This is a genomic window from Blautia massiliensis (ex Durand et al. 2017), from assembly GCF_001487165.1.
Taxonomy (GTDB): domain Bacteria; phylum Bacillota; class Clostridia; order Lachnospirales; family Lachnospiraceae; genus Blautia_A; species Blautia_A fusiformis.
Genome location: NZ_LN913006.1, coordinates 239,030 through 251,510 on the forward strand (window position 1 = coordinate 239,030; position 12,481 = coordinate 251,510).

The 12,481-nt window shown below is 46.3% G+C and carries 9 protein-coding genes; 6 read left to right on the forward strand and 3 right to left on the reverse strand.

The genetic code is table 11. The annotated features are described in order from the left end of the window. Positions 1-30: 30 nt before the first annotated feature. Positions 31-1,365, reverse strand: a complete 1,335-nt coding sequence (locus BN3261_RS02165; protein WP_059085360.1) for a polysaccharide biosynthesis protein — start codon at positions 1,363-1,365, stop codon at positions 31-33. 122 nt (positions 1,366-1,487) lie between these two features. Here BN3261_RS02165 and BN3261_RS02170 point away from each other — a divergent pair, with 122 nt between their 5' ends. The 4 genes from BN3261_RS02170 to BN3261_RS02185 all read left to right on the forward strand — a co-directional run bounded on the left by BN3261_RS02170 (position 1,488) and on the right by BN3261_RS02185 (position 6,252). After that, positions 1,488-1,916, forward strand: a complete 429-nt coding sequence (locus BN3261_RS02170; RefSeq protein WP_015526993.1) for an RrF2 family transcriptional regulator — start codon at positions 1,488-1,490, stop codon at positions 1,914-1,916. A 25-nt stretch (positions 1,917-1,941) separates the two neighbouring features. Next, on the forward strand, positions 1,942-3,129 hold the full coding sequence (gene nifS / locus BN3261_RS02175; protein WP_015526994.1) for a cysteine desulfurase NifS: 1,188 nt from the start codon (positions 1,942-1,944) through the stop codon (positions 3,127-3,129). A gap of 28 nt (positions 3,130-3,157) precedes the next feature. Continuing rightward, complete coding sequence (nifU, locus tag BN3261_RS02180) at positions 3,158-3,604, forward strand: Fe-S cluster assembly scaffold protein NifU (RefSeq protein WP_015526995.1); 447 nt, start codon at positions 3,158-3,160, stop codon at positions 3,602-3,604. A gap of 89 nt (positions 3,605-3,693) precedes the next feature. Next, positions 3,694-6,252 carry an HAD-IC family P-type ATPase gene (locus BN3261_RS02185; protein ID WP_059085361.1) on the forward strand — a complete coding sequence of 853 codons (2,559 nt, stop codon included), beginning with the start codon at positions 3,694-3,696 and terminating at the stop codon, positions 6,250-6,252. A 142-nt stretch (positions 6,253-6,394) separates the two neighbouring features. On the opposite strand, the gene BN3261_RS18345 is transcribed toward BN3261_RS02185, so the two are convergent. Together BN3261_RS18345 and BN3261_RS02195 are read right to left on the reverse strand one after the other, a co-directional pair. Beyond that, entirely contained in the window at positions 6,395-8,839 is a 2,445-nt protein-coding gene (locus tag BN3261_RS18345) for a hypothetical protein (protein WP_059085362.1), read from the reverse strand. A 75-nt stretch (positions 8,840-8,914) separates the two neighbouring features. Next, complete coding sequence (locus BN3261_RS02195) at positions 8,915-9,733, reverse strand: histidinol-phosphatase HisJ family protein (RefSeq protein WP_022426901.1); 819 nt, start codon at positions 9,731-9,733, stop codon at positions 8,915-8,917. Between the two features lie 305 nt (positions 9,734-10,038). On the opposite strand from BN3261_RS02195, the gene gap reads away from it, so the two are divergent. Continuing rightward, a complete protein-coding gene (gene gap, locus BN3261_RS02200) occupies positions 10,039-11,058 on the forward strand; it encodes a type I glyceraldehyde-3-phosphate dehydrogenase (protein ID WP_021652276.1) in 1,020 nt (339 codons plus the stop codon). Positions 11,059-11,243: 185 nt separating this feature from the next. Beyond that, positions 11,244-12,440: a phosphoglycerate kinase gene (locus tag BN3261_RS02205; RefSeq protein ID WP_015527000.1), complete on the forward strand. Its 1,197-nt coding sequence runs from the start codon at positions 11,244-11,246 to the stop codon at positions 12,438-12,440. The last annotated feature ends 41 nt before the right edge of the window (positions 12,441-12,481 follow it).

Here is a 12,481-nt window from a genome sequence, read left to right on the forward strand (position 1 = left end):
CTCCATAACTATAGACATTTCAATTATTTATTATAAACGATTATTGGCCGATTGTCGATAGGGAAATTTTAGCGCTTTCACGTGTAGAAGAGTAAGCAGCAGCTCACCCAGAAAAATTCCGTAAAAATAGCCTCGGATCCCCGTTGCCGGAATTATAAAAACAACGGAGAAAATACGGATGAGAATGCCGGCAATACTGTGGATCAGACAGAGCCCCGGTTTTCCAAGTCCCTGCAGGATGCTGGTGAGCATGGTGTTTGTATAAAGAAAAGGACAGATAAAAGACAGATACCGTATGTAGGTTCCGGCAGTCTGGCTGTGAAAAAGCAATGTTCCGAGGAATGGGCCAAAAAGAAAGAATCCGCTTCCGCATAGAAATCCCAGGAACATGCACAGAAAAAAGGTCTGATCTGTGACACGGCGGATCTGCTTCTGCTTTCCCAGTGCATCAAGCTGTGCGATGGAAGGCATCAGCATTACAGCGGCGGAAGACGTAAGTGTGGAAGGAAACAGGAGCAGGGGCAGTGCCATTCCTGTAAAGATCCCATAGATCTTCAGTGAGTCTGAGGCTGTCATGCCGGAACGCAGAAGCATCTGTGGGATCAGGACCGCTTCTATGCTGCCGAGAAGTGTCAGAAGGATCCTGTTCAGGGAAATGGGAAAAGACAGTGTGAAAAGGTCCTTTATCAGCGGAAAGATCCTGACGGGAGTCTTTTCGTGTACAGGGTGATTTCCGAAATGAAAGGAAACTACCAGCAGCGACACCAGCGAAGCGGCAGTCTCTCCGGCAAGGGAACCTCCCGCTGCGATCAATGCAGTGATCGGACGTCCTTCGGAAAGAAAGATCAGATACAGGATATAGGTAGTGCCGATCCGTGCAGACTGCTCCGAAAGCTGCACGACTGCCGGAACAGAGGCTTTTTTCCGGGCATAATAATAGCTGTCAATGCAGGAATGAATGGCACAGAGAGGAATACTGACAGCTGTTAGGCGAAGAAGACCGGCAGTCTGCGGTGTTTTCAGAATTGCGGAAGCAAAAAAATATGCGTGCTGAAAAAGCAGAAAACCGGCTGCAGCAGAAAAAAAGACAGCCATAAGTGTTCCTGTGACCAGCGAAAAACGTGCCTCCTTTTTCTCCTGAAGGGCAAGTCTGGACGCGATCAGGCGTGAAAGGGCAGACTGGATCCCTGTATAGGACAAAGCGGCCATAAGTCCCTGGAGAGGAAGAACCAGCTGATACAAACCAAGACCTTCCGCACCAATGGCATGGGAGAGGAATATTCTATAAAAGAAACCTGCGATACGGCTGATAAGGCCTGTGCAGGCAAGAATCAGGGTTCCTTTGAGAAATATTTTTTTTGACATGGATAACCTTGAGTCTTTTTTGTCAGTATATGAAGAAGTTAGTCTTGACAGAACCATATGTTTCTGATAGAGTAAACATGAAATCCGAGGAAAACACTGGGAATTGAAAAAGAGGTGAGCGGATGAAACTGTCAACAAGAGCAAAATACGGACTTAAGGCTTTGATAGACCTTGGTCTTTACAGTGAAAAAGAAGCGGTCTCGCTTCAGAGTATTGCGGGCCGTCAGAATATATCAGTCAGCTATCTGGAGCAGCTGATGGCACTTTTGAAGAAAGCGGGCCTTGTGAAGAGTGTCCGCGGTGCAGCCGGAGGATACTTCCTTGGAAGACCGGCAGAAGAGATTTCAGTGGGAGATATCCTTCGTGTCCTGGAGGGTGGCCTGGAGGCTGCAACATGTCCGGGAACAGAAGGTGACGGTGGCTGCCAGGGTTCTGATCTCTGCGTGGCTAAATTAGTGTGGAAGAGGATCAACGACAGCATCACAGATGCAGTGGATACCCTGATGCTCAGTGAGCTGATCGAAGAAAGCCGGAGAATACACGAAAAATAATTATCCTGAACAGGAGGAAAAGAAAATGGGAAAAATGATATATCTGGACAATGCGGCTACCACAAAGACCGCACCGGAAGTTGTGGAGGCTATGCTGCCGTATTTTACAGAGTTTTATGGAAATGCTTCAACCGTTTATGATTTTGCGGCAAACAGCAAGGCTGCCATCGCAAAGGCAAGACAGCAGATCGCAGATGTGATCGGAGCCAAAAAAGAGGAGATCTATTTTACTGCAGGTGGTTCCGAGTCTGATAACTGGGCTCTGAAAGCGACCTTTGAGGCATATAAAAATAAAGGAAACCATATCATCACAACAAAGATCGAGCATCATGCCATCCTTCATACCTGCGAGTACCTTGAAAAAGAGCGTGGTGCCAAGGTCACATACCTGGATGTAGATGAGAATGGTTTCATTGACCTGGATGAGCTTCAGAAAGCCATCACACCGGAGACCATCCTGATCTCTGTTATGGCTGCAAACAATGAGATTGGTACTCTTGAGCCGCTGAAAGAGATCGGACAGATCGCACATGAGCATGGAATCCTGTTCCATACAGATGCTGTTCAGGCATTCGGCCAGATCCCGATCAATGTAGATGAGTTCAATATCGATATGCTCAGCTCCAGCGGACATAAGATCAACGGACCGAAGGGAATCGGCTTCCTCTATATCCGTAAGGGTGTTAAGATCCGCTCCTTCGTACATGGCGGAGCACAGGAGAGAAAACGTCGTGCAGGTACAGAGAACGTTCCTGGTATCGTAGGATACGGTCTTGCAGCAGAGCGTGCAAACAAGTCCATGAAAGAGCGTACTGCAAAAGAAATCGAGATCAGAGATCATATGATCAACAGGATCCTCACAGAGATCCCGTACGTACGTCTCAATGGAGATAAAGTAAAACGTCTTCCGAACAACGTAAATGTAAGCATCCAGTTCATCGAGGGAGAGTCACTTCTTCTGATGCTTGATAATTTCGGAATCTGTGCATCCAGCGGTTCCGCATGTACATCCGGTTCTCTGGATCCGTCACACGTTCTGTTAGCTATCGGTCTTCCTCATGAGATCGCACACGGATCTCTCCGTATGACCTTAAGCGAGGAGACGACAATGGAGGATGTTGATTTTGTAGTAGATAAGCTGAAAGATATTACTGCAAACTTAAGAAGCATGTCTCCATTATATGAAGATTTTATTAAAAAGCAGAAAAAATAATAAAAATACTTGCCAGGAGGAAAAAATAATGTATAGTGAAAAAGTAATGGATCATTTTCAGCATCCACGTAATGTCGGTGAGATCGAGAACGCAAGTGGCGTGGGTACTGTAGGAAATGCAAAATGCGGTGATATTATGAGAATATTCCTTGATATCGATGACGAAACTCATATTATCAAAGACTGCAAATTTAAAACATTTGGATGCGGTGCAGCAGTTGCAACAAGCAGCATGGCAACAGAACTTGTAATGGGCAAAACCATTGAGGAAGCTATGGAAGTAACCAACAAGGCCGTTATGGAGGCTCTGGACGGACTTCCGCCGGTAAAGATCCACTGTTCCCTGCTTGCTGAGGAAGCAATTCATGCAGCTCTCTGGGATTATGCAGAGAAACATCACATTAAGATCGAGGGTCTTTCCAAACCGAAGTCTGATATCCACGAGGGTGAAGAAGATACAGAAGAGGAGTATTGATCCCTTTTATTTACGATCATAACCGGGGCATGAGCAAGCTTCAGTCGAACAGAACCGTAAGCCATTGAAAGGACAGGTAAGTAAGAAGCATGACAGGACTTACGAACGAAGAAGTTCAGGAAAGAATTGCGCAGGGCCAGGTAAATAATAACGAAAACCCCAACACCAGGACATATAAGCAGATCATTCTGGAGAATACGTTGACATTCTTCAATTTTCTGAACCTGGTGCTGCTGGTTCTCGTACTGCTGGTTGGTTCCTACAAAAACTCCATGTTTGTAGGAATCATTTTTATTAATACCGTGATCGGGATCATTCAGGAGGTCCGTGCCAAGAAGACGATTGACAAGCTGGCCATCCTGACAGAATCCAAGACGGTTGTTCTGCGTGAAGGAAAAAAATGGAAAATTTCTACAGAGAAGCTGGTTGTCGATGATCTGATATTCCTGAAGGCCGGAGAACAGGTTCCGGCAGATGCGAAGATCCTGGAGGGAAGCCTTGAGGTCAATGAATCTCTGCTTACCGGTGAGGCAGACAATCTTCCGAAGAATCCGGGAGATGAACTTTTTTCCGGAAGCTTTGTGACGGCGGGACAGGCCTGCTGCCAGATCATCCATGTGGGAAGTGACAACTATGCGTCAAGGATCACCAGCGAGGCAAAGGAATTCAAACGCCATAATTCAGAGCTTAGAAATTCCCTGAATGCCATTCTGAAGGTGATCAGTATCATTATCGTACCAATGGGTGCGCTGCTTTTTTATAAACAGTATTATTTTGTGGGAGACAATATCCGGGATTCTGTTGTCAATATGGTTGCAGCGGTCCTGGGAATGATCCCGGAGGGACTGGTCCTTCTTACCAGTGTGGCACTGACTCTGGGTGCGCTGAAGCTTGCCCAGAAGAAGACGCTGGTGCAGGAGCTGTACTGTATAGAAACTCTTGCACGCGTGGATACGCTCTGCCTGGATAAGACAGGAACTATCACAGAGGGTACCATGTGTGTGGAGGCGGTGGAGAACTATCCGCCGGTGTATGATGAGATTTCAGAGACAATATCCGGGAAAGATCCTGAATCCGGCGAAGGTGACAGCGATGGAACTGAGAGTTCTGCGACTTCTGCAGTTTCAGCAACAGATGCGATCGCAAAGGAGGATGGAAGCGCGAATCTCGTATTACAGGAAAAGTCAGAAGCTGACCCGGAGAAACATAGTCAGGAAGATCCGGAGAAGATCCGGGAGATTGAGCATATCATGGGAAATCTGCTTTCTGTGCTGAAGGATCAGAATGCCACTGCCGATGCACTCAGGGCGAGATTTAAAGTATCTCAGGATATGGAGCTGGATCATGTGATCCCGTTTTCTTCTGACAGGAAGTACAGCGGAGCTGCATTTACAGATACAGGTACTTATCTGATGGGTGCAGCGCAGTTTCTTTTTCCGGAAGGGAACCCGGAGTTGATGGAGTATTGTGGCAGATTTGCAGAGGAAGGTCTTCGTGTGCTGGTTCTTGCCCATAGTGTAAATGTGAGTGAGGGAGCGGAGCTTCCGGAGGGACTGGAACCTGTCGGACTTTTGCTTATTACAGATGTGATCCGTGCAGAGGCACCGGATACGCTGGCATATTTCGAAAGTCAGGGTGTTGATCTGAAAGTGATCTCCGGTGATGATCCGGTGACGGTTTCTGCAATTGCCAGACGTGCCGGCCTTAAAAATGCAGAGCATTATATAGATGCGACAACGATCACAACTCAGGAACAGATGGACGAGGCAGTTGCAGAATACAGTGTGTTCGGGCGTGTAACACCTCAGCAGAAGCAGGCAATGGTGAAGTCTTTACAGGCTCAGAAGCATACGGTTGCCATGACCGGTGATGGTGTCAATGATGTTCTGGCGCTTAAAGAGGCGGACTGCAGTATTGCCATGGCTGAGGGCAGTGATGCTGCCAAGAATATTGCCAATGTGGTATTGCTGGATTCTAATTTTGCAGCAATGCCGGAAATTGTGAATCAGGGACGCCGGGTTGTAAATAATATCCGTACTGCGGCATCTATGTTTCTGATCAAAACGATTTTTTCCGTGCTGCTGTCACTGATCACGATCTTCTTCGGGGATTCCTATCCCTTTGAGCCGATCCAGATGTCTCTGATCAGTGCCTGCGCTGTTGGTATTCCTACATTCCTTCTGGCACAGGAGAATAATTATGAGAAGATCGACCATACATTTTTGCGTCATGTATTTATGAATGCATTTCCGGCTGCTGTGACCATCACGGGCTGTGTGTTCAGTGTGATGCTGGTATGCCAGAATGTATACCATTCCAATGCTATGCTGAATACAGCCTGTGTGCTTGTAACAGGATGGAATTATATGGCGGCACTTAAGACAGTTTACGCACCTCTGAATAAGTATCGAAAGGTGATCATTTACAGTATGCAGGTGATCTTTTTCGGTGCGGCGGTGGTTCTGCAGAATCTTCTGACACTGGGATCGCTGGAATTCGGAATGATCATTCTGGTGTTCCTTCTGATGACATTTTCTCCGATCCTGATCGATGTGATCACGGCCTGGCTCAGAAATATTTACAGCCGTTCGCTGGATAGTGGGGAACAGGGGAAATTTGCTGCATTTATTGATAAGCTGAGAAAATAATAATATGAGAAATAAAAAAGGACACTGCCCGTTGAAAATGGCAGTGTCCTTTTTTGCAAATAAACTGTGAAGCAGTTATCCAGTTATCCGGTGCAGAGCTGTGTAGAGAATGCAGATTGTGGATATCCGCCTGACAAAGCTATTATTTCGTGTGCATAAGCCAGATAAATCCGAAGGCCGGGATTTCTACAGCCTGTGCGTCTCTCTGAACTCCTGTGAGAAGATCTGTGTAGGTACCGTCCTGTTCGTTGATCCAGGCTACCTTATCCTGGTCGCTGAAGTTGTAGATGCAGATCAGCTTTTCTTCGGAGGTTTCTCTTACCAGGGCAAGGAGAGCTTTTTCCCAGGTTTCCAGTGTATGTGCAGAAACTTCAGGTGCAAATACCGGATGGCTGGCACGGATGGATTCCAGCTGCTCAAGGCTGTTGAAAATGCGTCCTTGGATCGTTTCGGCATCGGCTCTGTTCCGGGCAAGTGCCCAGTTGAAACGTCCATTGTGGAGCCAGCGGGGATCAGCTGCTTTGGAAATGTCTGTTTTATAGGTGTAGTCATTCAGCTGTCCGACCTCGTCACCGCTTCGAAGTACCGGAATTCCGGGGAGGGAAAGAAGCAATGCATGAAGTGCTACGTCATAGCGGATTCCCCGGCTGACACCCTCCATATTTCCTTCATAATCAAAACGCTCGATTCCTGCAAGAGATGCGGTTGTTCCGCAGAGCTCAGATTCCTCGGTTTCCGGATTTACATAAATTTCACCCCGGGCAAAGGAATCAGGGAAAATACCTGCCAGGAATTCATTCAGATAATCTCTGTGAGGCCTTTCTGTGATAAAGCTTCCTTTCAGGAAATCATAGTCCAGATTCCAGCGTACCGTGTTGCGGTTACGGAGGTAATTCTGGAATACCGGTGCCTGCGGAAGGTCTGCAGCTCTGTCGATTCCCCGGCGGAGAAGGGCAGTGTCCTTTGTGGCAACGGTATGCCAGAGATCGGACATCAGCTGTGTGCTGTTTACAATGTGAAGTTCCGGCATATCGGAAGTTCCGCCGAATGCAGCAGCCTCTGCAGGTGGGCGGTCTGTTTCGCCAAGGAGAAGAATTCCGGGGCATACGATCTCACACACCATTCGGGTCATACGCAGCAGAGAGTGAAGCTTCCAGAGATTTTCTTCCGGTATCATCGGAAGGACACCAAGGCTGAATATAGAAGCACCTTCATTTGCAAGCTCCAGGATCTGAAGAAGCATTGCATTGAAATAAGCCGGAGTCTGGAGCACACATGGCGCACCGGACTGTGGGTCATCCACAGAAAGACTTAACGGGATCTCAAGAGCCAGGCGGATACCTGCTTTCCTACAGTTAGCTGCAAGTGTGTACAGATCTTCGGAGGTTCCGATCTCCGGGATAATGCGAAGGGAGCAATTGGAGGTTGCCTGGAAAAGATCTGTCAGGTACAGAGTGTCTGCATTACATTCGCTGATATAGTCCAGTTTATTAGATAGACCGGAAAGAGTATCTGCGAAGTCAGCAGGATTTACAGCCATTCCGGTGAAAGTAGTCTTACGGAACCAGTCAGGATCTGCAGCGCAGTTCTGGTCGGCTTCCTTCATGGAAAGAGGACGCTCACGGTAGATTTCTTTCATCTTTTTTGTGAGGCTTGAGAATGTGCCGGTAACTTTCGGGTGATCGCGGAACAGTTCGCAGTAAAGCCATTTCAGATCATTGTAGTAGTATTTCAGACGTTTCTCGTAGAGGGCATCGTAAGCTGTGTCCTCCTTGGAAGTTTCGACTTTCAGAGGCTCAATCTTGGAAGTAGTAACTTTCGCCGGTTCAGTCTTTGAGGTCTCAACCTTGATCGGCTCGGTCTTGGAAGTCTCGACTTTGATCGGCTCAGTCTTGGAAGTCTCAACCTTGATCGGCTCAGTCTTGGAAGTCTCGACCTTGATCGGTTCGGTCTTGGAAGTCTCGACCTTGATCGGCTCAGTCTTGGAAGTCTCGACCTTGATCGGCTCGGTCTTGGAAGTCTCGACTTTGATCGGCTCGGTCTTGGAAGTCTCGACTTTGATCGGTTCAGTTTTGGAAGTTTCGACTTTAAGCGTTTCCTTCTTTACGGTTTCAAGTTTTTTCACTTCGGCTTTAGCATTTTCAACAGATTTGGCAGCATTGGAACTGGTGCCGGCAGCAGAGGTATTTTTTTTCAGCTGCTTTTCTTTTTTTGCCTGCATGGCAGCTTTCTTTTTCTGGAGTCTTTTTGTTGACATATAGAGTTCCTCCTTAGATAAAATGATATTTTCGGTATAAANGATCGGCTCAGTCTTGGAAGTCTCGACCTTGATCGGCTCGGTCTTGGAAGTCTCGACTTTGATCGGCTCGGTCTTGGAAGTCTCGACTTTGATCGGTTCAGTTTTGGAAGTTTCGACTTTAAGCGTTTCCTTCTTTACGGTTTCAAGTTTTTTCACTTCGGCTTTAGCATTTTCAACAGATTTGGCAGCATTGGAACTGGTGCCGGCAGCAGAGGTATTTTTTTTCAGCTGCTTTTCTTTTTTTGCCTGCATGGCAGCTTTCTTTTTCTGGAGTCTTTTTGTTGACATATAGAGTTCCTCCTTAGATAAAATGATATTTTCGGTATAAAAATGTAAACTCTCTCACCGGAGAGAGAAACAGAGCTACAGCTTATGAAAAACAGGACGGCGGTTTTTAAATACAGCATAATAGGAAAAACCACATTCACGGAGAACATCAGCCGCCTTGTCAAAAGCATAGCCGATCTTATCCGGAGTATGGGCATCTGCACCGATGGTGATGATCTCACCGCCAAGCTCACGGTAACGTCGGATAATATTGACACAGGGATTCGGTTCACCAAGCCCGTAGTGATAACCGCCTGTGTTCAGCTCGATTCCCACATTTTTGCGGATCAATGTCCGCAGGATCTCGTCCAGGATCTCCTTATATCGTCCGTAAGAATACTGACGGTTCTGATTTGGACCATAACGTACTACATAGTCGATATGTCCGTACACATCCATCTCGTCAAAAGCAGCGATATTTTCCAGGATGGATTCAAAATATTCCATGTAGCATGCGGATTCCTTACGGCCCTCAAAATAAGAAGGATAATAAGGATCGTATCCGTGCACCACATGGGAGGAACCAATAACGAAATCAAAGGGAACTTCTTTCAGAAGATCGGAAAAAGATTCTGCAAGCTGAGGCTGAAGTCCAAGCTCGATCCCGAAGTTAACCTGGATCTGGTCTTTAAAAGCATCCGCAAGACTCTCAAGTTTCTGGCGGTATGCAGGGATGTTCAGGGAAAAATCAAGATTTTCCGGAGTATCGGGATAATCCGGATCAAAATGTTCAGTAAAACAGATTCCCGTGAGACCCTGGTCTGCGGCAGTCTGGATCATTTCTTCCATCGGTGTATCGGAATCTGCGGAAAAAGAGGAGTGCATATGGCAGTCCCATAAAATTTTCTGGTCCATTTTGTACCTCCATATTCAAGCCTTTATATTCTGTGACAATGATCGTATCTGCCTGCTATGAATCCGGGAAAGTCAAACTCCCAGCGGGAATATAGATATCCGTTTTGGGAATCAGCAGGACAGAACTTTCTATCAGAGAATTATAGCACATTTTTCAGAAATTTTCTTAATATTTATTTTAATGTTCTTTTTTATAAATAGCTCTTGAATTTTTGTTTGGAATTAGGTACAATATGAAACAGGTTGATGTTTCTTTAACAAAGGAACGATTTAAATCACCATTCAATTCATAGGAGGAATTTATCATGGCAGTAAAAGTTGCAATTAATGGTTTTGGACGTATCGGTCGTCTTGCATTCCGTCAGATGTTTGGAGCAGAAGGATTTGAGATCGTAGCAATCAACGATCTTACATCTCCTAAGATGCTTGCTCACTTATTAAAATATGATTCTACACAGGGAAGATATGCTCTTGCTGATAAAGTAACAGCAGGCGAGGATTCCATCACAGTAGACGGAAAAGAGATCAAAATCTATGCTAAGGCTAACGCTGCAGAGCTTCCATGGGGAGAGATCGGTGTAGACGTAGTTCTTGAGTGCACAGGTTTCTACACATCCAAAGACAAAGCTCAGGCTCATATCGATGCAGGTGCTAAGCACGTAGTTATTTCCGCTCCGGCTGGAAACGACCTTAAGACAATCGTTTACAACGTAAACCATCAGGGTCTTACAAACGAGGACAAGATCATCTCCGCAGCTTCCTGTACAACAAACTGCCTTGCACCAATGGCTAAGGCTCTTAACGATCTTGCACCGATCAAATCCGGTATCATGTGCACAATCCACGCTTACACAGGCGATCAGATGACACTTGACGGACCGCAGAGAAAAGGCGATCTGAGAAGATCCCGTGCAGCTGCAGTTAACATCGTTCCGAACAGCACAGGTGCTGCTAAAGCTATCGGACTTGTTATCCCAGAGCTTAACGGCAAACTTATCGGTTCTGCACAGCGTGTACCTACCCCAACAGGTTCTACAACAATCCTTACAGCAGTAGTTGAAGGAAACGTTACTAAAGAGCAGATCAACGCAGCTATGAAAGCAGCTTCCAATGAGTCCTTCGGATACAACGAGGATGAGATCGTATCCAGCGATATCGTTGGTATGAGATTTGGTTCCCTCTTCGATGCTACTCAGACAATGGTACTTCCACTTGAGAATGGCACAACAGAGGTTCAGGTAGTTTCCTGGTATGACAACGAGAACTCCTACACAAGCCAGATGGTTCGTACAATCAAGCACTTCGGAAAACTTCTGAACGCTTAATTTTCTGCGAACGGGTGTAGAAGAATAGACTCAGAAAGGGTCCGGTCTGAAGAGGACCGGGCCCTTTTTTTCCAAAAGACCAAACAAAAAAATGTCTGAGGAATGACTGTTAACAGAGCGGACAACAATACCGCTCGCCCTTATTCATCTGCTTTTGCAGAAATAAAAGTTAAGGAGATATAGAGATGCTGAACAAAAAAAGTGTTGACGATATCAATGTAAAAGGACAGAAAGTACTTGTAAGATGCGACTTCAATGTTCCGCTTCAGGATGGAAAGATCACAGATGAGAACCGTCTTGTAGCTGCTCTTCCTACAATCAAGAAACTGATCGCAGACGGCGGAAAGGTTATCCTTTGCTCCCACCTTGGAAAACCGAAGGGAGAGCCGAAACCGGAGCTTTCTCTTGCACCTGTAGCAGTTCGTCTTTCTGAGCTTCTTGGCCAGGAAGTAAAATTTGCAGCAGATCCTGAGGTAGTAGGACCGAACGCAAAAGCTGCTGTAGCAGAGATGAAAGATGGCGATGTAGTTCTTCTTGAGAACACACGTTATCGTGCAGAAGAGACAAAGAACGAAGACAAGTTCAGCGAAGATCTTGCTTCCCTCTGTGATGTATTTGTAAATGATGCATTCGGAACTGCTCACAGAGCTCACTGCTCTAACGTAGGTGTTACCAAATATGTAAAAACAGCAGTTGTAGGATATCTGATGCAGAAAGAGATCGATTTCCTTGGAAACGCTGTAAACAATCCGGAGAGACCATTCGTAGCAATTCTTGGCGGTGCTAAGGTTTCCAGCAAGATCTCTGTAATCAACAACCTTCTTGACAAGGTAGATACACTGATCATCGGTGGTGGTATGTCCTATACATTCTCCAAGGCTATGGGCGGACATATCGGAACATCCCTCTGCGAGGATGATTACCTTCAGTATGCTCTTGACATGATGAAGAAAGCAGAGGAGAAGGGCGTGAAGCTTCTTCTTCCTGTAGATAACAGAATCGGTGATAACTTCTCCAATGACTGCAATATCCAGGTTGTAAAACGTGGTGAGATTCCGGACGGATGGGAAGGAATGGATATCGGACCGGAGACTGAGAAGCTTTTTGCAGACGCTGTAAAAGATGCCAAGACTGTTGTATGGAACGGACCGATGGGATGCTTCGAGATGCCGAACTTCGCTCATGGTACAGAAGCAGTTGCCAAAGCTCTTGCTGAGACAGATGCAACAACCATCATCGGTGGTGGTGATTCCGCAGCAGCTGTAAATATCCTTGGATATGGCGACAAGATGACACACATCTCCACAGGTGGCGGTGCTTCTCTTGAGTTCCTTGAGGGCAAAGAGCTCCCAGGTGTAGCAGCAGCTAACGATAAAGACTGATAAAAAATAAAGTGTTCCGCGAACACGAAAAGGAGATAAAA